Origin of the sequence: Sphingobacterium sp. ML3W, from assembly GCF_000747525.1 — a bacterium.
Lineage (GTDB): Bacteria > Bacteroidota > Bacteroidia > Sphingobacteriales > Sphingobacteriaceae > Sphingobacterium.
This window is the reverse complement of sequence record NZ_CP009278.1, coordinates 5,258,710-5,283,537: the sequence shown is the minus strand read 5'-3', so window position 1 is coordinate 5,283,537 and position 24,828 is coordinate 5,258,710. Positions and strand designations below refer to the sequence as shown.

Here is a 24,828-nt window from a genome sequence, read left to right as displayed (position 1 = left end):
ATAAGTTTTTTATTGAATATCAAACAAAAGTATCCATAAGTTGTTTTGTTTAAGTTAAAAATAACCAAATGTTTTTACTAAAAAGCGTGTTTTAATGAAGGGATTTTGGAAATGGATAATTGGCATCGTCGTTATATTGTCGATTGTTTTAGGGGGTATCGTCTGGTATTTTAGTATGCATTGGAAGCCTATAATAGATCAAAAATTTAAAGATTTAGTAATGGCTTCTACCGATAGTTTATATACCGTAGACTATGATGATTTAGATATTAACCTCGCTCTAGGCGATGTTACTGTCAAGAATCTTGTCTTAAAGTCGGATAGTAATGTATACCGCCAGCTTGAAGGAGTTAGAAAAGCACCAGATAATCGATTTCAAATCGAAGTTAGCAAATTGAAATTTCGTAATTTCTCTATTCGGGATATGCTGATGAATAAAGAGCTGTACTTGAAAAATGTGGTATTAGATACACCCGTTATCCATATGATAAATGAATACCATTCTTATAATGATACTGCGTCGACAGAGAAAAGTAAACCTTTATATGATAAGATTAAGAATTCATTAAAGAGGATTAAGATAGATGGAATAGCCATGAATGGTGTGAACTTTAAGTATTCGCAGCGACAAAAAAATATAAATCAAGATTTTGAAATAAAGAAAGTAAATGTCAAAATTCAAGATGTTTTGGTAGACTCCACTTCGATATCAGATGCGACAAGATTTTACCATACGAAAATGGTCGATATTGAAGTTCCTGGTTTTACTTATAAAACACCTGATGGTTTTTATAAAGTTGATTTTGATAAGTTAAAAATCAATACAAAGGAACGTAATATATTGTTGACAAAAGTGGCCTATCAACCTCTTTTGAATAAATCAGCCTTTTATAAAGCAAAGGGCAAAGGAGGAAGCTATGTCGTAATGAAATTTGATACTGTTCGTTTCGAAGCATTTGATTTTAATAAATTATTGCGAGATAAAAAGATTTATGCTGCAAAAGCACAATTGAAAGATGGAATTTTAGACATTTATACAGATAAACATTATAAAGCCACGCCATTAAATAAGATTGGAAAATCTCCGCATCAAGCTTTACAACATATGAAAACGCAATTGGCTTTTGATACCTTATTGCTTCAAAATGCGCATATTAGTTATTCCGAACTGAGTGGGAAATTCAACCAAGTGGGGAAGATTACTTTTGATAAAAGCTATGCGACTATCACGAATATGACAAACGACGCTACACGTCTTGCTCAAAATAAATGGATGCATGTCGATTTCCTTACTCAGGTTATGAATAGCGGTAAATTGCATGTTCTATTCGATTTTGATATGACCTCTACCAAAGGTTTTCATCGTTATAAAGGAACGTTAGGGGCCATGCAGGCTCCTGCGTTCAATCAGATTTTACGACCATTATTAAATGTTGAGATTGCTTCCGGAAATATCAAAAAAATTGCCTTTGATATAGAAGCTAATGATTACAGAAATTGGGGACAACTTAAGTTTGATTATGATAATCTTAAAGTTAATATTCTTGAAAAGAATCCAGATGGGACGCATAAAAATAAAAGTCTTGTTTCTTTATTAATCAATGAGCTTTTGGTTAATGGAAGTAACCCAAATCTTTCCGGAGAGTATATTACTGGAAAGGTTAATTGGCATAGAAATCCAAATCACACCTTTTTTAAGACAGTTTGGCAAAGTCTCTTAGACGGAATCAAACAATGTATTGGTCTTAGTAAGGAACGGGAAGAAAAATTGATGCGTTCTGCTGATCGTGCTCAACAGACCATAGAAAAAGCAAATACTGCCGTTGGAAAAACGAAAGGATTTTTATCAAAAATCTTTAAAAAAGATAAGGTTGACGGAAATAAAAAAAAGAAATAAGCAAATAAAACTTTTAAGATAAGGAGGGGTTTCACGTGGAATATTAGTGGTGGTTAAGCGCTGTTATTTTCCTAAGTTATGAGTATGTTTGTGACAGATGGGGTCAATATTGAGTTTTTTAAAATTCGTTTTTAAGTATAAAAATGGAATCGTAGACCAGGTCATGTTCTATGTTAGCATGATTTGTGCCTTAGCTGTAATATTCAACGTTGGGTATGTGAGAGATCCTGAACTTGCACAGATTTTAGATCATATTATCCTTGCGATGTTCTATGTGTTGTTTATCATGACGGGCCTCCGAACAGCATCTTCCATTTTTGCATTAAAGAAAATAGAGGTGGAGCATTACTCGGGCTTGGTAATTTTCGCTTATTTTATTTTAATAATAATTGCCAGATTAGCGAGCGTCCCTACAGTTGATTTATTTGGTAAGGATCAATGGATTTATTTAGGAATTTATATCGTATTTATTGCAGAACTGTCGAAAAGTACACTTTTTTTTGATAATTTCTATTTTAATCCGACCATCTTATTTGTAATCAGTTTCTTTGCACTGATCTTAATTGGAACAGTTTTATTGATGTTACCCAGGACGACTATTGAAGCGCCACTAAGCTTCATAGATGCGTTATTTATGGCAACAAGCGCGGTATGTATAACTGGATTATCTGTGACAGACATTTCTACGAATTTCTCTCTTTTTGGACAGACCATTATCCTTGTTTTGATACAAATCGGGGGATTGGGAATTATGACGTTTACAGGTTTTTTTGGCTATTTTTTCTCTGGTGGATTTTCCTTTAAGAATCAGTTGATGTTTGGCGAGATTTTGGGAGAAAATAAAGTTGGATCTGTTGTGAAAACATTATTAACCATTATTTTTATTACTTTATTATTTGAGTTTCTAGGAGCTGTATTGATTTTTGGAACATTAGAAGCCCAGAATTTCCCATCTGTTGGACATCAAATCTTTTTTGCTGTTTTTCATTCAATATCTTCTTTTTGTAATGCGGGTTTTTCCATATTGACAGATGGTATAACGAATAATGCTTATAAATTTAATTACAATTTTCAATTGGCATTGTCTTCCTTATTTATTCTCGGTGGTTTGGGCTTTGGTATTGTGTTGAATATTTACTCTTACGTAAAGGAATCCGCTATTTATTGGTATCACCGCTTTATTACAAAGAAAAACTATAAGCATAAGGCTTGGAGTTTTAGTTTCAATTCGAAATTAGTTCTTGTATGCAATGCCGTTGTTATTGTTGTGGCAACAGTTTTCTTTTTCCTATTGGAAAAAGAAAAAACATTATCCTTAGAACAAGGAAAGGTAGGAGAATGGGTCACTTCATTTTTTATGGCTAATGCCTCTCGATCTGCGGGGTTTAATAGTGTTGATCTTTCATTTGTATCCATGCCCACCGTTTTGTTAATAATTCTCTTGATGTGGGTAGGGTCTTCACCAGGCTCTACAGGAGGCGGGGTTAAAGTAACGACGATTGCAGTAGCCATGATGAATATCATTGCATTAGCAAGGGGAAAAGAACATATAGAGCTGTTTAAAAGACGTATTGCTGGTGAATCCGTACACAAGGCATTTGCCATTATTTTACTTTCATTATTTACGATTGGAGTCAGTTTTATGTTGTTGGTGTTTTCGGATCCAGATAAAAGTTTTAAAGCCCTGCTGTTTGAATCCGTATCCGCTTATACCACTTGTGGATTGAGTTTGGGCATCACCCCATCGTTAAGTGTAGCAGGGAAATTTATTGTTATGATGACGATGTTTGTAGGTCGAGTTGGGACATTGACCCTCCTCGTGGCTTTTATTAAAAATATAACGCGAAAAAATTACATCTATCCAGAAGAAAAGATACTTTATTAAAGAAAAATTTTATGAAATATATTGTTTTGGGACTTGGGCATTTTGGCCGATCACTTGCCGTACACCTAACCGAATTGGGACATGAGGTGATCGGAGCTGATAAAAGTCTGGTAATTGTAGAGCAATTGAAAGATAAAGTGACACATACCGTTTGCTTGGACACGACTGATAGGGAAGCGGTATCTTCATTACCATTGCGTGATTGTCATGCTGTTATTGTTGCTATTGGAGAGGACGAAGGGGCATCATTACTCACTGTCGCTTTAATGAAACAAATGAAGGTAAAGCGGATTATTGGCCGAATTGTGTCCGACCTTCAAAAAACTGTACTCGAAGCAATGGAGATAGGAGAGTATATTATGCCAGAGGAAGAAGCTGCAGAAAGGCTCGCCATGCGTTTGGACAATGTCGACATCGTGGATTCATTCAAGGTATCGGATAAATATAGTATTGTGGAGACGAAAGTACCTGCAAAATATGTAGGGATGACTCTCCGAGAAGCTAACCTCACTAATATCTACAAAGTTATCGTCATGACGACATTAAAGATAACGGAGGTCAAAGACAATATGAAAACGAAAGAAATTAAGGAAGCGTCAGGTATAGCAACTTCTGAAACACTTCTGGAAGAGGGGGATATTTTAGTTCTTTTTGGCGAATTATCCAATATTAATAAGCTGATCCAAAAAGGAGAATAAGCCTATTCGATAGGTGGGAATGGAAAATAATATAAATTGTAAAATCAAATGTATATTTTTGGTTTTCGTAAGTTTTAATAACCTAATAATATAGATGAAAAATTGGTTTAAAGAAAATTCAGCACATCTCGTTGTTATCGCGATTTTTGTAGCGCTTGTATTCTTTTACTTCACACCCGTGTGGCAAGGTCAAATTTTGGCGCAAAGTGATGTTGTGCAAGCACAAGGCGCACAAAAAGAAATGTTTGACTATAAAGCTCAAGATGGTAAAGCTCCTTTGTGGACAAATTCTATGTTTGGTGGTATGCCAACATATCAAATCTGGTCAGCGAGTGAAAACAATATAGGAACGTATATATTAGCGGTTGTTAAAACCGTTTTTCCGCAACCCATAGATATCGTTCTATTTTATTTATTAGGAGGTTATTTCTTATTGAGTGTACTACGTATTCGGCCGTGGTTGGCTGCTTTGGGAGCCATTGCTATTGCGTTTACTTCTTATAATTTTATTTATATCGAAGCCGGGCACGTAACAAAGGCCTATGCCATTGCTTTCATTCCTGCAGTAATTGGCGCAGTGATTATGTGTTTTAGGGGTAGTAAATTATGGGGACCAGTTTTGTTGGCTTTATTTATGGCCCTTGAGATTCGTGTCAATCACCTACAAATGACCTATTACATGCTTATTGCACTAATGGTTTATGTGATTTTTGCGTTAATATATGCGATTCGTGATAAAAAGTTAAAGCAGTTTTTCGTTGCTTCTGGTCTACAGCTAGCTGCGGTTGTTGTTGCTATATTGGTTAATGCATCTATTTTATTGCCAACATATGAATATAGTAAGTTAAGTACGCGTGGACATGCCAATATTACTAAAGTCGACGAACCAAAAGAAAAAGGGTTAGATAAAGAGTACGCTTACCGATGGAGTCAAGGAGTTGGTGAGACGTTGACATTTTTGATTCCCAATGCTTATGGAGGTGGTCAAAGCGGTGTATTGGATGAAAAGTCAAATGTCGCAAAATTTTTAATGTCTACTTTAGGAGCACAGGGAGTGACCAATGCTCAGGTGGCTGAATACGCAGGTAGAATGCCTGTTTATTGGGGAGACAAACCTTTTACATCTGGACCTTGGTATTTTGGTGCAGGGATATTGTTTCTTTTCATTTTGGGATTGGTTATTGTCAATAATAGACTTAAATGGTGGATTCTTACTACAACGGTTCTCATTTTATTGCTGTCTTTCGGAAAGAACTTTACTTTAATTTCGGATTTATTCTTTGACTATTTCCCGATGTACAATAAGTTCAGGGCAGTCGAATCGATATTGGTTATTGCTGCGATCCTGATTCCATTGATGGCTGTGTTAACGTTGGATGAGTTGATTTCAAGAGCAGATAAAATTGAAAAATTGGATAAGAAAGTGCTCTATACGTTTATTGGTTTAGGTGGCATCTGTTTGCTTATTGCATTTGTGCCAGATTTATTTTTAAGCTTTAAAAATAAAGAGCATGGACAATTGGTAGAAATTTTGACACAGCAGGTTGGTGACCCGGCAGCGGCAAATCAATTGGCTAATAGTTTAATAAAAGATCGTTCAGCAGTGGCAAGCGCAGATGCTTATCGTTCTTTTGCAATCGTTTTGATTACCTTTTTAGCGGTTTGGTTTTTCATTAAGAAGAAGCTTTCAGCAAACGTCTTAATCATCGGATTGGCTGTTGTGTTCCTATTTGACCTTTGGAGTGTTGATAAACGTTTCTTAAACGATAGATCTTTTGTAGAGAAACGTTTAGCTAAGAGTCAAGCGTTTCAAGAACGAGAAGTTGATCAATTGATTCGCATGGACAAAGATTTGAGCTATCGTGTGATTGACTTAACAACAGACCCCTTTTCTGATGCCGGGGCCTCTTATTACCATAAATCTTTGGGCGGATATCATGCCGCAAAATTGATGCGCTTTCAAGAGATTCTAGAAAATCAATTTAATGGGGCAGTTAATGAAGATGTACTGGATATGTTCAATGTTCGATACGTTATTACAGGCGATCAACAAAAAGGACAACGTATCCAACGGAGAAGTTCCGCAGCAGGAAATGCTTGGTTTGTAGATCAAGTAACCTTTGTGAAAGATAATGCACAAGAGATGCAAGCAATTAGTAGTTTCAATCCATCAAAAGAAGCTTTCGTAAACGAAGAGTTTAAAAATAAGTTAGATGAAAAGCGCCTCGGTATACCTGCGAATGCCTCGATAAAATTAACGTCCTACCATCCTGATAAGATGGAGTATGAATATACATCACCAACAGATGCATTAGCGGTATTTTCAGAAGTGTACTATGAAAAGGGATGGAAAGCTTATGTTGATGGTAAAGAAGTTCCTATTATCCGTGCCGATTACATTTTGAGAGCATTGCAATTGCCTGGTGGAAATCATAAAGTTGAATTTATCTTTGATCCAGAGTCGCATAAATTGGGTGGAATACTAACACTGATTGCTTCGATAATTTTGGGAGCGGGCTTAATATTAGCAATTTACTTCTCTGTAAAAAAGGATACCAATAAAAAAGCAACGACTAAGTAGCACGTTGCTTGATAAAATTTTTCGTAAAACCTTTAAAATAACTTGAGCTGTGGGTCAGTTATTTTAAAGGTTTTTCTATGATGAGGTGTTATACCTCGTAATAGGACGGCACTTCTATGCTTTACCGTGGGGTAGCCTTTATTATTTAGCCAATCGTAATCGGGGTAGTCCTGGGCTATGTTATCCATATAATCATCGCGATAAGTCTTTGCTAATATTGAAGCTGCAGCAATGGACAAATATTTTCCATCACCTTTTACAATACAATTATGAGGAATTTCCTGATAAGGAATAAACTTATTACCATCTACTAAAATATATTCGGCCTTTATTTTTAATTGATCCAATGCACGGTGCATCGCTACATAAGAAGCCTTGTGAATGTTGATTCTATCAATTTCTTCTGCAGAAACGCTAGCTACCGCATAAGCAATAGCTTCTTTTTCAATAATATGACGCAATTGCATTCTTTTTTTTGCACTTAGCTGCTTCGAATCATTTAATACTTCGTGATGATAGTCTTTAGGGAAAATCACTGCAGCAGCAAAAACTGGCCCAGCAAGGCAACCTCTTCCCGCTTCATCACATCCAGCCTCTATGAGCTCATCTTGAAAGTACGATAATAGCATATTAATAAATTTAAGCAGCAAAAATACAATATATTATGAATAACGATACCCTCCTGATTAATATGTAGGTATTTCATATTTCCCATTGTATACGAAGAAAACTTTGAGATAGTATTTGATAAAGTAGATTTTTTAGTTTCTAAGGTCATGTTATATGTTGGTTTAAACATGATTTATTGTAACTATTATGTTAAATTTTAGTATTTACGTTTATTAACAATACTATTCTCTTTTTTTGTAAGGTTATTTTAATTCCAACTTAGGATAGGCTGTTTGTAACACCTTTGTTAGGGGTATTGGATCTTTTAAACTAACTGTAGGATCTAGAGTCGAACAACATTCAATATGTCTTGCCCTCGAAGAGGAGTATGACTTGGAATAACGGGCATTGCCCGAATAAGAAACCGATAAACACAAAAAAATGAATATAATGAGGGTAGCCTTACTATTATTTTGGAGCATGTTATTGAGCTTGGGAGCTCAGGCACAAATGAAATCTGTTCAAGGGATGTTGAAAGATGATAAAGTCCGTGTCGTGGCAGGAGCGTCAGTTAAATTAATATCGGATCAGGATTCTATGCTTACGAGTTCGTCAATTGCTGGTATTTTCATTTTTGAAAACGTTAAAGGCACAACGTTTAAAATTTCAGTATCGAATTTGGGCTTTGAAAGATTTGAACAAGAATTTACTTTTCCAGCTGGAGAAACGAAATACATTATTCCAAGTTTTACTTTGAAGCCATCGTCAGAATTATTGGAAGAAGTCGTTATAAATGGAGTGCCGACTGTAGTAGTTAAAGGTGATACTGTAGAATACACGATGAAGGACTTAAAACTTCGAGATGGATCTGTAGCAGAAGATGCTTTAAAGAAACTTCAAGGTGTTGAAGTCGATAAAGACGGAAATGTAACCGCTCAGGGAGAATCTGTAAAGCGTGTCCGTATTAATGGAAAAGATTTTTTTGGAGGAGATGTTAAAACAGCGACACAAAATTTGCCCGCCAATATTATTGAGAAAATGCAAATTGTAGATGATTACGGGGATATGGCAAATATCACCGGTAATAAGAATGGTGAGTCTGAAAAAGTGCTAAATATTGAAATTGACCCCAAATATAATAAAGGTCAAATTGCAACTTTACGAGCGGGTTATGGTACAGAGGACCGCTATCAGGCGACAGGAATGTGGACCGGTATGAAAGAAGGGGCAATGTTGTCCGTATTGGGAAATATGAATAATATCAATGCACCTTTGTTTGATTTTAGTACAAGTGGCGGTGGTGCCCGTCGTCAACAAGGTGGCGGTGGACGACGCGGTGGATTTGGAGGCAATACTACCGGTCTAACCAATACGGGGTCAATTGGAGTCAATTTTCGTCGCGATTTCAATGATAAACTAACGGTATACGGAAGCTATAGCTATGGTCATGATGACAATAATACAATTTCCCAAACGATTAACGAATATATCCTAAAAAGTGGTAACCAAATCGATAAAATTAATGCTAATTCAAATACAATCACTGGTAGTCATCGATTTGAGTCAAATATTGAATGGAAACCATCTGTCAATGATTATATCAAGATAACGCCTCAGATTGGTTATGACAAGAGAGAGATTAATAGTTTATCGCAGTCGTCAACCTATTTTGGTGAAGTTTTTAATTATTCTGAGGATGAGCGAATTTCATCTATGTCTACCGCTCCAAGGTTTGGTATCAGCGGTCTTTATAACAGGAAGCTAAATGATCGCGGCCGAAATATATTTTTTAACATGAATCTCAATAGCTCATCTACTAAAAAGGATCAGGAAAATATACTCGATCGATTGACAGCTGATGAGACGGATCCTACAGCCTCAATGGATTCATTGTACCAGCAGGCACTTCAAGAAGCAAATAACAAAAGTTGGAATGGTGGTGCATCGGTTAATTTTACTGAGCCTGTCAGTACATATGGGAAAATCGAATTAACCTATGATTTTAATAAAAATACGTATGATAATACGAATTTACAGTCGACGTTTGATGAATTTGGAGACTTGATATTAAACAAGCCTAAATTAAACTTCGATTATGACTACGACTATTCATTTACGACACATCGGATGGGTGCAAATTATGCATTCAATAATGACAAAATAAAATATTCTGTTGGAGCAGCAGTGCAACCTTCTCAGTTAAGGGGTGACGCGTATAGTTCTGCTATTCATGAGCCTATACATCGAAATTCATTTAATATAATGCCTATTGCTCGATTTGAATACAAATTTTCGCGTCAAAGTAATCTGACTTTAAATTATTCAGGTACTTCCACCGAACCTACGGTTTCTCAAATATTGCCTTTTGACATAAGTACCTATGAAACAAGCTCTATCATTGGGAATGCTGATTTGGTGCCTGAATTCACACATCAAATGAATGTGCGCTATAGGAATGGTGATTTTCAAAAAGGGAAAACATTTTTTGCCATGTTGAATGCTAACTTAACAAATGACAAGATTGTTACCTTTAGAAAACGATACCTTAGACAGGGGATTGGGATGATTCAAGATACGTATTATTTAAATGAGACTGAAGATGCAACCTATGGTTTTAATTCATTCTATCATTACGGTAGATCTTTTAAAGAAAAAACATATAATTTAATGTTTATGGGAGGTATTCGCTATAATAAAAATATCAGTTATATTTCCGAAGATTCATTAGCGCTATTTGGTGATAAAAATTATTCTAATAATTGGGTGTTTAATCAAGGTGTGATGTTCCGATACAACCCGACAGAAAAGTTAGAAATAAATCCCGGTATACGTTATGTCTATGATTACACAAAAAATTCATTGACGGGCATCGCTACCAGTGTATCTTCATGGACTCCGACGTTAATTGGGTCCGTAAATATTACTTCTTCCTTAATTTATGGGGCTGATATTTCAAAAACATTTAATAATGGGTATGCTGTAAACTCGAATCCATTTATTATTAATACCTACGTTGAACAAAAATTTTTAAAAGACAATCGAGCGACATTGCGTTTGCAGGCTTTCGATTTATTGAACCAACAGACTAATATCACAAGAACCTTAAATGAGTCTTTAATTGCTGATAGTCGTACCAATCGCTTGGGGCGGTACTTTATGCTGACATTTACCTATCGATTTGAAAAATTTGCTTTAGGTTCCCCATCAAATGATAATCGTTCTCATGGAGGAATGCGCCCACCTCGTATGTAGTAGAATTATTCGTTTTTTGAAACGAATGAACAAGCGGTTCTGGTACATCACCAGAACCGCTTGTTTTTTTAGTATCTCATCAGCGTCATTTTTTTAACGGTTTTGATTATCACTATGTTTAATTACTTATTTTTGTGATTAAAAAAATCCCTTATGCTCACATTTGAAAAATTAACACATAATAATATAGATACAATTGTTGCGATGATGCAAGATTTTTATGCGATTGACGGATATGATATTGACCCTGTTGTTAGTCGTGAAAATTTTGAAGTATTCCTTAAAGATGAAAATTTGGGACAATCGTGGTTGATCAAAGAAAATGATCTAGTACTCGGCTATATTATTGTTGTTTATTTCTTTAGCTTTGAATTTAAAGGAAGAGTAGCCCTATTAGATGAATTATACATCAGCGCTGATGCTAGAGGTAAGGGGCTAGGGAAGAAAGCGGTTCAATTTATTAAAGAATATGTACAAGAAGTAGGGTGTAAGTTAGTCTTATTAGAAGTCGAGCCTCATAATTTGCCTGCACAAAAGTTATATGAAAATCAAGGTTTTGATTTTCATCCCAGAAATATAATGCGTTATAGCATTAAAAATAATTAAAAGAATTTCCCAATTAAAATATGGAATACGAAATAATACGTCTATCCAATGGTATACGTGTGGTTTTTCAACCGCAAAATTTGCCAATTACACATGCCTGCATTTTAATTAACGCAGGTTCTAGAGATGAAGAGGAAGGTAAGTTTGGAGTTGCACATTTTATCGAACACTTACTTTTTAAAAAAACAGAGCGTCGAAGTACGAATCAGATATTAAATCATTTGGAAGCCGTTGGTGGAGATCTTAATGCTTATACAACAAAGGAATATACCTGTGTGCATGCCTCTTTTTTGACGCCATATTTAGACAAAGCTTTAGATTTATTTGAAGACATTTTTTTCCACTCTACTTTTCCGGAAGAAGAGCTTGACAAAGAGAAGTCTGTTATTGTTGATGAAATGGCTTCTTATTTGGATAGTCCCGAAGAGTCGATCGTGGATGATTTCGAAGATCTTTTATTCAAAGGGTCTGGTTTGGGACATAATATCTTAGGTTTAGAAGAACAATTATTGGCCCTTACAAAAAATGATATTCATGATTTTATCCAGTCAAATTATGACACCAATGAAATCGTCATTTCAATTACAGGTAATTATACCCTTAAGCAGGTTGAACGCCTTGCGAATAAAATCTTCGCTTCAGTTGCTGAAAATAAAATTTCTAGAGTAAGGAATGATGTAGCTCCGATTGAAGTCATGCACGTAGAAACTCCAAAACCAATCAATCAAGTACACTATATGTTAGGAGCTCACGCGTATAGCTATCTTGACGAACGTAAGACCGGACTTTTATTGCTGAATAATATGTTGGGCGGGATGGGCATGAGTTCTATATTAAATCTTTCTATTCGAGAAAAGCATGGGATAGCCTATACAATTGAATCTAATTATAGCATGTTCTCGGATTCGGGATTATTTAGTATCTATCTAGGCACCGATGAAGAAAAGATAGAGAAGGCGAAGAAATTAGTTTTTAAAGAGCTAAACAAGCTGTGCGAAAAAGAAATGACTGCAGGGACGTTGCAAAAAGCAAAACGTAAATTCATTGGACAGATTGCACTTTCAGAAGAAAATAGAATGAGTATGATTATTGCCGCAGCAAAGAATGTGATGGATTATAATCATATTATTGAATTGGATGTGATAATAGAGAAAATAAAAATAATCTCGGCACCTGATTTATTGCAGATTTCAAGAGATATTTTTGATCCGTCTCGTATGACATCCTTAAGTTTTGTTCCTGAGGATTAAATTTAGAGGTTAGAATCCGGATATATGGAGAGGTTCTTTAAAGCGTAAAGAGGCACTCATAGATTTTATATTCAACGCAATGTTTTGTATATAAAATACAATTTATATAAGTTTGTGCATTAGAATAGATAATTTTAAATATGAAAATAGCATATGTATTTCCTGGTCAAGGAGCCCAATTCGTTGGAATGGGTCAAGACCTCTATAATCTGAATGAAGAAACTAAAGCTTTATTTAAAAAAGCAAATGATATATTGGGATTTCGTATTACAGATATCATGTTTACGGGAACGGATGAACAATTGAAACAAACGAACGTTACACAACCCGCGATATTTTTACATTCTGTGATTTTAGCGAAAGCTTTAGGTGAACAATTCAAACCAGACATGGTCGCAGGACACTCTTTAGGGGAGTTTTCGGCATTAGTTTCTGCTGGTGCTTTATCGTTTGAAGATGGCTTGAAATTAGTGGCACAACGTGCAAATGCTATGCAAAAAGCATGTGAATTAGAGCCTTCTACTATGGCCGCTATTTTAGGGTTAGAAGATCGTGTGGTAGAAGAAATTTGTGCCCAGGTAGATGATGTCGTTGTAGCAGCAAATTACAATTGCCCTGGTCAGTTGGTGATTTCTGGATCTATTGCCGGTGTGGATAAGGCTTGTGCACTATTGACAGAGGCTGGAGCTAAACGTGCTTTAAAATTAAATGTAGGTGGTGCATTCCATTCCCCATTGATGGAACCTGCTAAGATTGAATTGCAGGCTGCTATTGAAGCAGTTGAAATAAAAGTACCTACCTGCCCGATCTATCAAAATGTAGATGCGAAACCATATCGTGATGCCGAAACAATTAAGAAGAATTTAATTGCTCAGTTAACAGGTGCTGTGAGATGGACCCAAACCGTTCAAAACATACTTGCAGACGGTGCAGAGGCATTTGTCGAAGTCGGCCCAGGTAATGTATTACAAGGGTTGGTGAAGAAGGTAAATCGCCAAGTACAGACTTCTGCAGCTAGTATTGCTGAATAAGGAATGTAGGAACAAATAGAATATTTACAAAAAAGGAGGTCAACGCTGACCTCCTTTTTTATTTTTTATAGACCGAATGCGGTCTTTATTTTATCAATATAATCAAGTTTTTCCCATGTAAATAGTTCAACTTCAACTACTTTTTTCTCACCATTAGAGTTTTCAAATTCTTTGATTACTTTTTTAGGAGTTCTTCCCATATGACCATAAGCTGCGGTTTCAGAATAGATAGGGTTTCTAAGGCCTAACCTTGTTTCGATACCATAAGGAGTCATGTCAAATATTTCAGATATTTTAGAAGCGATCTGGCTATCATCAATAGCTAATTTGCTCGTTCCATAAGTGTTAACATAAATTCCCATTGGATCTTTTACACCTATTGCATATGAAATCTGAACTAAAATTTCATCCGCAATACCAGCTGCAACTAAATTTTTAGCAATATGACGTGTCGCATAAGCTGCAGAACGGTCTACTTTTGATGGGTCTTTTCCGGAGAAAGCTCCACCACCATGTGCACCCTTACCACCATAGGTATCAACAATGATTTTCCGTCCAGTTAAGCCTGTATCACCGTGAGGCCCACCAATAACGAATTTACCTGTTGGGTTGATATGAAATTTGATTTCATCATTAAACAAATCTTGAAGCTCAGGTTTCAATTGTGCTTTAACCCTTGGTATTAAGATGTTTTTGATGTCAGCTGTAATTCTTTCACGCATTTCTTCTTCTGTAGAGAAATCGTCATGCTGCGTAGAGATTACAATAGTATCGATTCGAGACGGTTTATGATCTTCTGTATATTCTAGTGTTACTTGAGATTTAGCGTCGGGACGTAAATAGGTGATTTCCTTGTTCTCACGACGTAATGCCGCTAGCTCAAATAGCAAACGATGTGATAAATCTAATGCTAGAGGCATGTAGTTATCGGTTTCATTACTTGCATAACCAAACATAATCCCTTGATCGCCTGCTCCTTGGTCTTGTTTAGATTTGCGATCCACACCCTGGTTAATATCTGCTGATTGCTCATGAATTGCAGATAATACACCACACGAGTTCGCTTCAAACATATATTCTGATTTGGTATAACCAATTCTTTCAATTACAGATCGTGTGATTTTCTGGACGTCTAGATATATTTTTGATTTCACTTCTCCCGCCAGTACAACTTGTCCAGTTGTCACTAAAGTTTCGATTGCGACACGCGCATCTTCGTCCCAAGCTAAAAAATTGTCAATCAATGCATCTGAAATTTGATCAGCAATTTTGTCTGGATGTCCTTCTGAAACAGATTCGGACGTAAATAAGTAAGCCATATTACCTTTTTTAATATTATAAAGGATTTGCGGTGGAGAGGATGCTACAATAGAAAAGTGCTAAATAGCCTAGCTATATGATGGTTTTAGCACTTTTTTACTGTGGTTGCAATCTCCTGTTATATTCTCATTCAGAATAAACTACGCAAATCAGTCCACATTTTTTATTGTCGATACAAAACTACAATACTTTCTGTTAAGATTAAAGATTTCTTGCACAATTGTTTTAAAATTACCGAGGAAGACAAGACATCTTTAAGAATTTTGACATTGTTTTAAGAAATTAGTGAATTACTGTATATTTGGTCTATGGGAGAACGTAGACAGATACTGTTTGTTATCAATCCTATTTCTGGAGGGAAGAGTAAAACATCCTTCAAGAAACAGGTTTTGGATGTGCTTGATATGCAGAAGTTTGATCCTACTTTTCAGGAAACTTCATATGCAAATCATGCTTATGAAATTGGTTTGCGCGCTGTCAAGGAAAAGTATGATGCAGTAATTGCAGTTGGGGGGGACGGTACAATAAATGAGCTTGGCTCTGCTTTAGCGGAAAGTGGTATCCCTTTAGGGATTGTTCCGGAAGGTTCGGGTAATGGGCTTGCGTTATATTTAGGTATTCCTCTAAATGAGACGGCAGCTATTCGCAGAATCAATCGATTTGAATTTGTAGAGGTTGATTGCGGTACGATTAACGATAGAAAATTTTTTAATATCGCCGGATTAGGCTTTGATGCCTCAGTAAGCGAAAATTTTGCCAATGAAAATATACGCGGCCCTTTGGGCTATTTGAAATCAGCAATAAACGTATTAAGTAAATATAAACCTAGCGATTATAAACTTTGGATAGATGGTAAGGAGTATGAGCGTAAGGCATTTATGATTTCTGTAGCAAATTCTCCGCAATATGGTAATAACGCATATATTGCTCCTCAGGCATCCGTTAATGACGGGATTTTAGATGTGTGTATTGTGCATCAATTTCCGCTTTATATTTTGCCTAAAATGTTATTTCATCTCTTTAATAAATCGGCAGATCAGTCGGATTATGTGGAGATAATACCAGGAAAAAATATTAGAATAGAAGCGGTAGAAAATTCGATTGTTCATATTGATGGTGAGCCAGTTGACTTAGGGGATTGTCTCGATATTGGAATTATTCCAAAGGCATTAAAAGTTATTTGTTAAATTAAAGTTATGACTAAAAGTAAGAAACAGCAGTTTGAGGGCGTTGTATATTCAACTGATAGTAGTTTTGAATATCAGTTTTCAGACGAAATTGAAAACCTGGAGACACTTCCTAATCAACAGCAGCAACTTAAAGTTCAGTTGGATCGTAAAATGCGGAAAGGGAAGATTGTGACGTTAGTTACCGGTTATAAAGGTAAACAGGAAGATCTGGAAGCCTTAGGAAAATTACTAAAGCAAAAGTGTGGGGTAGGAGGAAGTGCTAAGGATGCAGAGATTATAATTCAAGGAGACTTTAAACAAAAAATAGCCGACTTGTTACTTTCCGAAGGATACAAAGTGAAATTGGTTGGAGGATAGTATTGGCATATTTTAAGCTAAAATTCGTTTTATCTGGCAGCTGAGTCTATTGTAAATGGTTGAAGATTAATCGATAATCATTGTTTAAACTTTGAAGAATTGGTTTGTTTGATATAGGTAGAGGTGAGTGAGCGGTTACTTGAATTTGCAATTAAATCGTTCGTTTTCTTGCATATCAAAAAAAAAATGGTTTTCATTGTAAAATATTTATTGCTTTGTTCTGAAAGGAGCATGACAGTATTGCTAAAAAAAGTCGGAACCGCTGAGGTGATAACTGAATATTAAGAGATTGTAAAGAGAATATGAACTATCTTTTATATTTCTAATATATTTCGCTTTAACATTTTAAATATAGCATAAAAGACTATATTTGCTTGACAAATTTTAAAACGATACCATTACAAAAGCATATAATTAAAAAAAACATATTATATTTAACAACAGTAAAAAACTAAAAAATTAGAAAAATGGCAAACGCACCTAAAACAAGTCCTGCTGCAAAACAAGAGAGCAATAATTCAGGTTCTTTCTTTGCACAAGCTGCAATTATCATTTGTTTCATTCTCGGTTACCTATTATGGAAATTTGTGATGGGTAGTCCTTCAAACTTTATTGAAGGTAATCCAGAGAACCAACCTTTACCAGGTAACTATATGGGTATGGTTTATCACGCAGGTGCTGTAGTGCCGGTTTTAATAGGCTTATTCTTAATGGTATGGGTGTTCTCTATTGAGCGTTTCATCGTAATTGGAAAAGCTTCTGGAACAGGAAATGTTGGTAATTTCGTAAGAAAAGTACAAGTATTAATTAACGGTGGTAATTTGGATTCAGCTATTGCTGAGTGTGACAAACAAAAAGGTTCTGTTGCAAACGTTATCAAAGCTGGTTTAGTGAAATACAAAGAAGTTTCTGTTGATACCGCTGTTGATACAGAGAAAGCAACAATTGCAATTCAAAAAGAAATCGAAGAGACTACAGCATTAGAAATGCCGATGTTAGAGAAAAACTTAAACGTTATCGCTACATTAGTTTCTATCGGTACATTAGTAGGTTTATTAGGTACAGTAACAGGTATGATCAAGGCCTTCAGTGCATTGGCAGCAGGTGGTAGTCCTGACTCAGCTAAATTAGCAAATGGTATTTCTGAGGCCCTAATCAATACAGCAACAGGTATCGGTACGTCAACAATTGCGATTGTTATGTACAATATCTTGACTGCTAAAATTGATAAATTAACATATTCAATCGACGAAGCTGGTTTCTCAATCGTACAAACATACGCTGCGAACCACAAATAGTAATTTTATGATCTTTGAAATTATTTTTTATGGAATAATAGTTTCGACTGCATCATATATTAAAGAGATTGAATAATTAATTTATAAAGAAGTTTAAAATGGGTAAAGCAAAAATAAAAAGAGCCAGTACATCCATTGATATGACCGCGATGTGTGACGTATCATTCTTGCTTCTTACATTCTTCGTATTGACATCAACGGCAAAACAACCTGAAGCATTTGAGGTTGATACGCCAGCGTCTACAACGAAAGATAAATTACCAGATTCCAACGTGGCTATTATCACGGTTGGCGACAACGGTAAAATATTCTTCGGTACAACAGATCGGGATGTTAGGGTTAAGACTTTAGAGAAAATGTCGACACGATACGGCTTGAAGTTTTCTCAACAAGATTATGACCAATTTGCGTTAATGGAAAATGTTGGAACACCAATGAAAACAATCAAGCAGGTTTTGGCAATGGAGCCGAGCCAACGTCTTGCCCCAGGTATTCAGAATGGTGTTCCTGTAGATAGTACAGAAACATTGTCGAATGAATTATACCATTGGGTACAAACCGCACGTTTAGCTGCTGCAGAATTGAATAAGGAAAAGGAAAATAACAAAAATTTTGTTGATCCAGGACCATTGAAAATTGCTATTAGAGCTGATGCTGCGGAGAAGTTTCCTTCAATTAGTGCTATAATCGAAACATTACGTAATCAGAAGCAAAATAAATTCAGTTTCATTACTGGTTTACGTGCAGAAGATAAATAATGTTGATTTAATAAAAACAAATAAATGGCAGAATTAAATCAAGACAGTGGTAAGGGCGGAAAAGGCGGAAAAGTAAGAGCTAAGAAAAACGGTGGTAAAGTCGATTTGACAGCCATGGTAGATTTAGCATTCTTATTGATTACCTTCTTCATGTTGACTACGTCTTTAAATAAACCACAAGCAATGGACGTTGCTTGGCCTGATAAAAATAAAATTAAAGATGAACAGTCTGATATATTAACTGCAGATAATCGTTCAGTAACAATTTTATTAGGGTCTGACAACAAAGTTTCTTGGTATTATGGACAAATAAATGCACCAATAGAAGGTCCTACGGTTACAGGGTTCGGCGCAGCTGGAATACGTAAAGCTTTGATTGAGAAAAAAGCTTATGTTCCTCGTGTTGCAGGCGGAAAAGATGTAATCGTAATTATCAGGCCTAGTGATATGTCTACGCAGAAAGATCTTGTTGATATTCTTGACGAGATGAAGATTGTAGATATTAAACGCTATATGATTGCGAAAATCAGTCCTGAAGAAATAGATGTTTTAAAACGTGATAATATTTATAATGACTAAGTTAGTTATTATAGAAATCGCGAAAACTATAGAAATATGATTGGGTCAAAATTAGATATTTTTAAAAAGGAATGGCTTGATGTAGTATTTCAAGGCAGAAACAAGGAGTATGGAGCTTATGAGCTTCGTAAACTTGCTCCTAAGGCTACCAACATTGGTTTGTTGGCAGTTGTAGTTGCCGTAGTACTATTGAGTCTTCTTAGATTATTCGGAGGTAGCCTATTTCCTGATAAACCTATTGAAGCCGCTCCAGTTATTACTGAAGTGACTCTAGAGGATTTGGAGGAGATTAAACCACCTGAGCCAGAAGAAGAAGAACCTCTTCCGATTGAGGAAGAAAAGCCTCAACAGGTAGCAATGGATATACCAAAAGAAGATTTGGTACGTTTTCCAGAGCCTAAAGTAGCGCCAGCAGCTCAAGTGAAAGAAGAAGTTGCTGCTCAAGACGAATTCAAGGATGATAAAAAAACTCCAGCGCGTATTACTTTAAAGGGTAGTGCAGCAGGTTCTTCAGTAGCAAGAGGTGAATTTGGAACGAAAAAGCAAGATGGTGCTATCACTGGTGTTGCTAAAGGAGATCCAAATGGTGATCCTGATGGATTGATTTCTTTTACCTCGGTAGAAGTGCAACCTGAACCTCCTGGAGGGATGGCAGCATTTATGAAATGGGTAGGTGCTACTTATGAGTATCCAGCTGCTGCATTGGAAAATGGAATCAACGGTGTAGTAGAAGTTTCTTTTGTAGTCGAAAAAGATGGTCAGTTAACAGATATAAGTGTTAAACGAGATCTTAAATACGGCGCAGGAGATGCAGCTGTTAGATTATTGAAAAAAGCGAAGAAATGGAGACCAGGAGTTCAAAATGGTCGTCCGGTACGTGTGGCTTACACATTGCCGATTCGTTTAAGCATTAATAATTAATGGCGAATCTTAATTCAAATAATACAAATTACAGACAGAAATCGCCTCTAAAGCGATTTCTGTCCATTTTGGGACTATTTATGTTCGGCCTCTATTTTTCGTTAGGCCTATTGGTTATTTTTTGGAAAGATTTCCCTTTGGAAATCAACCCTATGTATAGAACCTTATTTGGTGTAGTCCTTATTGTCTATTCTTTTCTACGTTTTGTTAGATTGTGGTTCAATAATTTTAAGTAATCAATTTTCTATATTTTCACCAGTTTATTTATTGTAATATGAAAAGCAGCTTAAAAATAACGCTATTCTCCATTTTAGGGATTTCAATTTTAGTTAGTTGTAATCATAAAAATAAACAAGAGCATAACGCTCCAAGTCAAGATATTCTTCGTGGTAAGGTTAATATCCTTGTAGATGAAACTGTATACCCTATTATTAAGGAGCAAGTTGAGGTTTTTCAAAGCTCCTATTCCGATGCGACAATTGAATTATTAGCTAAGCCCGAAATTAAAGCTATCAATGCTTTATTGGCTGATACGGCAAACATTATTATTTTGACCAGAAAGCTAACCGAAGCAGAAGGACAGAGTTTTAAGAATCGTCAAATTATACCAAAAGAGTATCAAATTGCAACGGATGCTGTTTCTTTAATAAATAATATTGGTGATGCAGATACTACCATTACACTTTCCGACGTTAAGTCATTGTTAAACGGTGGTTTAAAGGGTAAGTATAAAGTTGTATTTGATAATGCTAATTCCAGTACGTTACGGTTTCTAAAAGAATATTTATCGGTAGAAAAGATTGATCCATCAGCAATTTCAGCACTTGACAATAACGAAGAAGTGATTAAATATGTCAGTGAAAATAAAGGTACAATCGGTATTGTCGGATACAATTGGATTTTGGAATTTGCTCAAAAAAAATCAAATTTATTGAATAAAATTCGTACATTGAGCGTTGAAAATGCCTTAGGGGATAAGAAAGATGGTTTATTTTATAAACCATCCCAGTCTAATCTGTCTTTAGGCCTTTATCCTTTTTCGAGACCCATTTATGTGTTGAATTATCAACCAAACATAGGCTTAGGCGTAGGATTTAGTGCATTTTTAAAGGGTGATCGCGGACAGCGAATCGTTTTAAAATCGGGATTATTGCCCGCGACGATGCCAGGACGGGAAATAGTTCTTAGAGAAGAAAATAGTTTAAAATAAAATATAAAAAAGTACAACAATAGATTATGACAAACAGTAAATTATTATTTAGTCTGTTATTAGCAGGTTCTGTTGGCACTGCAAGTGCACAAAGTTTAAAGGATGCTAGAGCGGCTATCGAAACAGAAAACTACGGTAAAGCAAAAACAATTTTGCAACAATTAGTAAGTAAACAAGCTAAAGTTGGTGATAATTACTTCTATTTAGGTCAAATTTATTTGGTTAACGATAAAGCCGATTCAGCTGCGATTATGTTTAATCAAGGTTTAGCCGCTGATCCAAAATCTTTAATCAATAATGTTGGTTTAGGCTATATTGATTTATTGAAAAAGGATAAGGCAGCAGCAGAGTCTAAATTTTCAGCAGCAAACGCTAATCTTAAGAAAAAAGATTATGAAGAGTTGTTGGAAATCGGCCGTGCTTATATCAAGGCTCCAGAGCCAGACTATGCTAAAGCATTGGATTATCTAACGCAGGCAAAAGCTAAAAACACAAAGGATGCAGCGATTCCATTAGCGTTAGGGGATGCGTATAGAGGTTTAAAAGAAGCAAGTAGCGCTTATACAAGTTATAGTGATGCTATCGAATTAGACCCTAATTCAAACCGTGCTAAAATCGGTCTAGCAACTATCGTTCGTGGAGCTCAAGCCTTTGATGAGGCGGTAGCTCAATTAACGGCAATTACAACAGAGTCCCCAGATTATGCTCCAACTTATCGTGAGCTTGCGGAAACCTATAATATGTGGTCGAAAGCTCCGGGTACTTCTGAAGAGAAATATGTTGAGTTGAATAAAAAAGGTGTTGAGCAATATAAAAAGTATTTAGAAGTAAACGGTGATAATTCTTTGGAAGCAAAGATTCGTTATGCAGATTTCTTAGTATATGCAAGACAGTATGATGAATTAGGTGCTGTATCTGAAGAGTTAGCTTTAAATCCAGATGTAGATCCAAAAATCTATCGTTATTTAGCATACAATGCTTTTAGAAATAAAGAATATTCGAAAGCATCTGAAAATTTAGAAAAAATGTTTGCGAAGATGGATACATTACGCGTTATTCCATTGGATAACATGTATGCAGGTCTATCGGATGTAGCCAATAATAAAGTTGAATCTGGTATTGTTTTTATCCAAAAAGCGATTGATCAGGATAAAGAGTTATTAGCAGAGGTTGCAGAAACAGCATTTGCAAAATATCAAGATCAAGAGACTGCTACAGCAGTAGCATTATTTGAAATCATTGCTAAATACCCAGATACGGATTACTATTTTGATTCAAACTATTATGCTGGAGAAGGTAATTATCAAATCGGTTTCAAAAAAGATCAAGAGAGTAAAGATGAAGAAGGTAATGTGATCAATCAAGCATTACGTGATGAGGCAATTGCTAACTTGGTGAAAGCACAAGCAGATTTGAGTGTTATCGAAAATGCAACTAAACCAGAAGTATTGGATAAATACTTGGTTTCAGCTCTTTATTACAAAGCATTTGCTTCTTTGACGGCTGATAATTTAGTTGAACCTAAAGGCGATTTCGTAGCTCCTTTCGAGAAGTTGATCGTAACAATCAATGAAAGAGGTACACAAGAAAAGAATAAAGCATATTTAGTAGATGCTAACACTTATATCGGTTTTTACCACTACTTCAAAAATGATGTAGCAAAGGCAAAAGCTAGTTTTCAAGAAGTATTAAAATTAGATCCTGAAAATGAAAGTGCTATCACTTATTTGGATGCTTTAAAATAAGCTTGTTAATTTTTACAAAAAGGGGGAAACATTTGTTTCCCCCTTTTTTGTTTTTACCTGATTTTTTGCTAAATTTAGGTTTTACCAATATAAACATTTTGATATGGAGCAAGTTAGTGCTAGTGCACCTATTGACTATTTGCCAATTTTATTTCAATTCATTGTTGCTGCTGGATTCGGTATCGGCACAATCATCATTACGCATTTAATTGGACCCAAAGTTAGGACAGAAAATAAATTGAGTTCATTCGAGTCTGGTATCGAAGTTATCGGTAATGCCAGGCAGCCATTTTCAATCAAATATTTTCTTGTTGCGATTCTCTTTGTGATTTTTGATGTAGAGGTTATATTCATGTATCCTTGGGCTGTAAATTTTCGAGAATTTGGTTTTGAAGGCTTAATTCAAATGTTTCTCTTCATGGGGATGTTGCTTTTGGGCTTTATCTACGGGATTAAAAAGAAGGCATTAAACTGGGATTAGAATTGTTCTAAATTATGCTAAATGCTTGGTATTTACCAAGAAAATGTTAGTTTTGATATGTGCGAAGGCACGCAACTATAAACCACTTTAAATTATATTTTCCATGAGCGACATTAAGTTGGCCAAAGCACCCGCGGGTGTAGAGGGCGCTGGTTTTTTTGCCACGAGTTTAGATAAAGTGATTGGTTTGGCGCGTTCAAATTCTTTATGGCCATTACCTTTTGCAACTTCTTGTTGTGGGATCGAGTTTATGGCTACGATGGGTTCAACTTACGATTTGGCCCGTTTTGGTGCTGAGCGTCCGAGTTTCTCTCCTCGTCAAGCAGATATGTTGTTGGTTATGGGCACTATCGCAAAAAAAATGGCTCCAGTCTTAAAGCAAGTATATATACAAATGGCCGAACCACGCTGGGTAATAGCAGTTGGCGCCTGTGCATCTAGTGGCGGTATTTTCGATACTTATTCTGTTTTACAGGGAATAGACGAAATAATCCCCGTAGATGTATATGTACCAGGTTGCCCGCCAAGACCAGAAGCGATATTAGACGGGGTTTTACGTTTGCAAGATATTGTAAAGAATGAATCCTTAAATAGAAGAAACACGCCTGAATATCGCGCGTTATTAGAAAAATATGGAATAGAAACTTATGGATAAGTTAGAAAACACCTCTTTGTGGGAAAAATTGGCAACTAAATTTGGAAGTGATGTTTCACAGGTTGCAGACGGATATGATCTGTTAACGATTCATGTTGAAGTGGAAGCCATTACAGCTGTTCTAATTTTTTTAAAACAAGATGAGGATTTAAGATTTATTCATTTGACAGATATTACGGCGGTTCATTATCCCCTACAAGTAAAGGCTTTTGAAATCGTCTATCATGTGCATAGTTTGGTTCATAATATACGTATTCGCGTCAAGGTTCAGGTTGCTGGGGTTGATCCAGAGATTCCAACAGCAACTACCATTTGGAAAGGAGCCAATTGGATGGAGCGGGAAACATATGATTTTTATGGGATTCGTTTTTTAGGTCATCCAGATTTGAGACGCATTTTAAATGTGGACGATATGGAAGTCTACCCGATGCGGAAAGAGTATCCTTTAGAAGACCCCAATAGGGTCGACAAAAAAGATCTTTATTTTGGACGTTAAAACTAAAAA

21 protein-coding genes are annotated in these 24,828 nt (G+C 35.8%); 19 read left to right on the top strand and 2 right to left on the bottom strand.

All coding sequences use genetic code 11. The features are described from left to right. Window positions 1-94 precede the first annotated feature (94 nt). The 4 genes from KO02_RS22460 (at window position 95) to KO02_RS22445 (ending at window position 7,061) form a co-directional block, all read left to right on the top strand. The gene (locus tag KO02_RS22460) at window positions 95-1,897 is read left to right on the top strand and encodes a hypothetical protein (protein WP_038701839.1); all 1,803 of its coding nucleotides are present in this window, start codon (window positions 95-97) and stop codon (window positions 1,895-1,897) included. Window positions 1,898-1,994: 97 nt separating this feature from the next. After that, complete coding sequence (locus KO02_RS22455) at window positions 1,995-3,782, top strand: TrkH family potassium uptake protein (protein ID WP_235212312.1); 1,788 nt, start codon at window positions 1,995-1,997, stop codon at window positions 3,780-3,782. 11 nt (window positions 3,783-3,793) lie between these two features. After that, window positions 3,794-4,480, top strand: a complete 687-nt coding sequence (locus KO02_RS22450) for a potassium channel family protein (RefSeq protein WP_038701837.1) — start codon at window positions 3,794-3,796, stop codon at window positions 4,478-4,480. Between the two features lie 94 nt (window positions 4,481-4,574). After that, window positions 4,575-7,061 (top strand): YfhO family protein, encoded by a 2,487-nt coding sequence (locus tag KO02_RS22445; RefSeq protein ID WP_038701836.1) that lies wholly within the window; start codon window positions 4,575-4,577, stop codon window positions 7,059-7,061. A 32-nt stretch (window positions 7,062-7,093) separates the two neighbouring features. On the opposite strand, the gene KO02_RS22440 is transcribed toward KO02_RS22445, so the two are convergent. Continuing rightward, window positions 7,094-7,690, bottom strand: coding sequence for a ribonuclease HII (locus tag KO02_RS22440; RefSeq protein WP_038701834.1), 597 nt, complete (start codon window positions 7,688-7,690; stop codon window positions 7,094-7,096). A gap of 421 nt (window positions 7,691-8,111) precedes the next feature. Between KO02_RS22440 and KO02_RS22435 the strand changes: the two genes are divergently transcribed. From KO02_RS22435 to fabD, 4 genes are all read left to right on the top strand, one after another. Then, window positions 8,112-10,922 carry an outer membrane beta-barrel protein gene (locus KO02_RS22435; RefSeq protein ID WP_038701832.1) on the top strand — a complete coding sequence of 937 codons (2,811 nt, stop codon included), beginning with the start codon at window positions 8,112-8,114 and terminating at the stop codon, window positions 10,920-10,922. A gap of 153 nt (window positions 10,923-11,075) precedes the next feature. Next, window positions 11,076-11,528 carry a GNAT family N-acetyltransferase gene (locus KO02_RS22430; RefSeq protein ID WP_038701830.1) on the top strand — a complete coding sequence of 151 codons (453 nt, stop codon included), beginning with the start codon at window positions 11,076-11,078 and terminating at the stop codon, window positions 11,526-11,528. 20 nt (window positions 11,529-11,548) lie between these two features. Then, complete coding sequence (locus KO02_RS22425) at window positions 11,549-12,778, top strand: M16 family metallopeptidase (RefSeq protein WP_038701829.1); 1,230 nt, start codon at window positions 11,549-11,551, stop codon at window positions 12,776-12,778. A 140-nt stretch (window positions 12,779-12,918) separates the two neighbouring features. Beyond that, window positions 12,919-13,809: an ACP S-malonyltransferase gene (fabD, locus tag KO02_RS22420; protein WP_038701828.1), complete on the top strand. Its 891-nt coding sequence runs from the start codon at window positions 12,919-12,921 to the stop codon at window positions 13,807-13,809. Between the two features lie 65 nt (window positions 13,810-13,874). On the opposite strand, the gene metK is transcribed toward fabD, so the two are convergent. Next, entirely contained in the window at window positions 13,875-15,128 is a 1,254-nt protein-coding gene (gene metK, locus KO02_RS22415) for a methionine adenosyltransferase (protein WP_038701827.1), read from the bottom strand. A gap of 309 nt (window positions 15,129-15,437) precedes the next feature. Here metK and KO02_RS22410 point away from each other — a divergent pair, with 309 nt between their 5' ends. The 11 genes from KO02_RS22410 to KO02_RS22360 all read left to right on the top strand — a co-directional run bounded on the left by KO02_RS22410 (window position 15,438) and on the right by KO02_RS22360 (window position 24,819). After that, complete coding sequence (locus tag KO02_RS22410) at window positions 15,438-16,316, top strand: diacylglycerol/lipid kinase family protein (protein WP_038701826.1); 879 nt, start codon at window positions 15,438-15,440, stop codon at window positions 16,314-16,316. Between the two features lie 9 nt (window positions 16,317-16,325). After that, window positions 16,326-16,676 carry a translation initiation factor gene (locus KO02_RS22405; protein ID WP_038701825.1) on the top strand — a complete coding sequence of 117 codons (351 nt, stop codon included), beginning with the start codon at window positions 16,326-16,328 and terminating at the stop codon, window positions 16,674-16,676. A 467-nt stretch (window positions 16,677-17,143) separates the two neighbouring features. Continuing rightward, entirely contained in the window at window positions 17,144-17,974 is an 831-nt protein-coding gene (locus tag KO02_RS22400; RefSeq protein WP_038701824.1) for a MotA/TolQ/ExbB proton channel family protein, read from the top strand. A 98-nt stretch (window positions 17,975-18,072) separates the two neighbouring features. Beyond that, window positions 18,073-18,732: an ExbD/TolR family protein gene (locus KO02_RS22395; RefSeq protein WP_038701823.1), complete on the top strand. Its 660-nt coding sequence runs from the start codon at window positions 18,073-18,075 to the stop codon at window positions 18,730-18,732. Window positions 18,733-18,756: 24 nt separating this feature from the next. Next, a complete protein-coding gene (locus tag KO02_RS22390; RefSeq protein WP_038701822.1) occupies window positions 18,757-19,311 on the top strand; it encodes an ExbD/TolR family protein in 555 nt (184 codons plus the stop codon). Between the two features lie 36 nt (window positions 19,312-19,347). Next, window positions 19,348-20,232, top strand: a complete 885-nt coding sequence (locus KO02_RS22385) for an energy transducer TonB (protein ID WP_038701821.1) — start codon at window positions 19,348-19,350, stop codon at window positions 20,230-20,232. Between the two features lie 274 nt (window positions 20,233-20,506). Beyond that, window positions 20,507-21,442: a PstS family phosphate ABC transporter substrate-binding protein gene (locus tag KO02_RS22380; protein ID WP_038701820.1), complete on the top strand. Its 936-nt coding sequence runs from the start codon at window positions 20,507-20,509 to the stop codon at window positions 21,440-21,442. 26 nt (window positions 21,443-21,468) lie between these two features. After that, the gene (locus tag KO02_RS22375; protein WP_038701819.1) at window positions 21,469-23,187 is read left to right on the top strand and encodes a tetratricopeptide repeat protein; all 1,719 of its coding nucleotides are present in this window, start codon (window positions 21,469-21,471) and stop codon (window positions 23,185-23,187) included. Window positions 23,188-23,290: 103 nt separating this feature from the next. Continuing rightward, window positions 23,291-23,668, top strand: a complete 378-nt coding sequence (locus KO02_RS22370; RefSeq protein WP_038701818.1) for an NADH-quinone oxidoreductase subunit A — start codon at window positions 23,291-23,293, stop codon at window positions 23,666-23,668. A 103-nt stretch (window positions 23,669-23,771) separates the two neighbouring features. Continuing rightward, window positions 23,772-24,323, top strand: a complete 552-nt coding sequence (locus KO02_RS22365) for an NADH-quinone oxidoreductase subunit B (protein WP_038701817.1) — start codon at window positions 23,772-23,774, stop codon at window positions 24,321-24,323. Beyond that, window positions 24,316-24,819, top strand: coding sequence for an NADH-quinone oxidoreductase subunit C (locus tag KO02_RS22360; protein WP_038701816.1), 504 nt, complete (start codon window positions 24,316-24,318; stop codon window positions 24,817-24,819). Before KO02_RS22365 ends, KO02_RS22360 begins: the two co-directional genes overlap by 8 nt. The last annotated feature ends 9 nt before the right edge of the window (window positions 24,820-24,828 follow it).

What these genes read in the sequence shown, in the direction of transcription:
- KO02_RS22380 (WP_038701820.1), top strand. Translation starts at nt 20,507, where the DNA reads ATGAAAAGCAGCTTAAAAATAACGCTATTCTCCATTTTAGGGATTTCA.
- KO02_RS22400 (WP_038701824.1), top strand. Translation starts at nt 17,144, where the DNA reads ATGGCAAACGCACCTAAAACAAGTCCTGCTGCAAAACAAGAGAGCAAT.
- KO02_RS22455 (WP_235212312.1), top strand. Translation starts at nt 1,995, where the DNA reads ATGGGGTCAATATTGAGTTTTTTAAAATTCGTTTTTAAGTATAAAAAT.
- fabD (WP_038701828.1), top strand. Translation starts at nt 12,919, where the DNA reads ATGAAAATAGCATATGTATTTCCTGGTCAAGGAGCCCAATTCGTTGGA.
- KO02_RS22425 (WP_038701829.1), top strand. Translation starts at nt 11,549, where the DNA reads ATGGAATACGAAATAATACGTCTATCCAATGGTATACGTGTGGTTTTT.
- KO02_RS22385 (WP_038701821.1), top strand. Translation starts at nt 19,348, where the DNA reads ATGATTGGGTCAAAATTAGATATTTTTAAAAAGGAATGGCTTGATGTA.
- KO02_RS22365 (WP_038701817.1), top strand. Translation starts at nt 23,772, where the DNA reads ATGAGCGACATTAAGTTGGCCAAAGCACCCGCGGGTGTAGAGGGCGCT.
- KO02_RS22435 (WP_038701832.1), top strand. Translation starts at nt 8,112, where the DNA reads ATGAATATAATGAGGGTAGCCTTACTATTATTTTGGAGCATGTTATTG.
- KO02_RS22410 (WP_038701826.1), top strand. Translation starts at nt 15,438, where the DNA reads ATGGGAGAACGTAGACAGATACTGTTTGTTATCAATCCTATTTCTGGA.
- KO02_RS22370 (WP_038701818.1), top strand. Translation starts at nt 23,291, where the DNA reads ATGGAGCAAGTTAGTGCTAGTGCACCTATTGACTATTTGCCAATTTTA.
- KO02_RS22440 (WP_038701834.1), bottom strand. Translation starts at nt 7,690, where the DNA reads ATGCTATTATCGTACTTTCAAGATGAGCTCATAGAGGCTGGATGTGAT.
- KO02_RS22405 (WP_038701825.1), top strand. Translation starts at nt 16,326, where the DNA reads ATGACTAAAAGTAAGAAACAGCAGTTTGAGGGCGTTGTATATTCAACT.
- KO02_RS22460 (WP_038701839.1), top strand. Translation starts at nt 95, where the DNA reads ATGAAGGGATTTTGGAAATGGATAATTGGCATCGTCGTTATATTGTCG.
- KO02_RS22395 (WP_038701823.1), top strand. Translation starts at nt 18,073, where the DNA reads ATGGGTAAAGCAAAAATAAAAAGAGCCAGTACATCCATTGATATGACC.
- KO02_RS22375 (WP_038701819.1), top strand. Translation starts at nt 21,469, where the DNA reads ATGACAAACAGTAAATTATTATTTAGTCTGTTATTAGCAGGTTCTGTT.
- KO02_RS22430 (WP_038701830.1), top strand. Translation starts at nt 11,076, where the DNA reads ATGCTCACATTTGAAAAATTAACACATAATAATATAGATACAATTGTT.
- KO02_RS22390 (WP_038701822.1), top strand. Translation starts at nt 18,757, where the DNA reads ATGGCAGAATTAAATCAAGACAGTGGTAAGGGCGGAAAAGGCGGAAAA.
- metK (WP_038701827.1), bottom strand. Translation starts at nt 15,128, where the DNA reads ATGGCTTACTTATTTACGTCCGAATCTGTTTCAGAAGGACATCCAGAC.
- KO02_RS22445 (WP_038701836.1), top strand. Translation starts at nt 4,575, where the DNA reads ATGAAAAATTGGTTTAAAGAAAATTCAGCACATCTCGTTGTTATCGCG.
- KO02_RS22360 (WP_038701816.1), top strand. Translation starts at nt 24,316, where the DNA reads ATGGATAAGTTAGAAAACACCTCTTTGTGGGAAAAATTGGCAACTAAA.
- KO02_RS22450 (WP_038701837.1), top strand. Translation starts at nt 3,794, where the DNA reads ATGAAATATATTGTTTTGGGACTTGGGCATTTTGGCCGATCACTTGCC.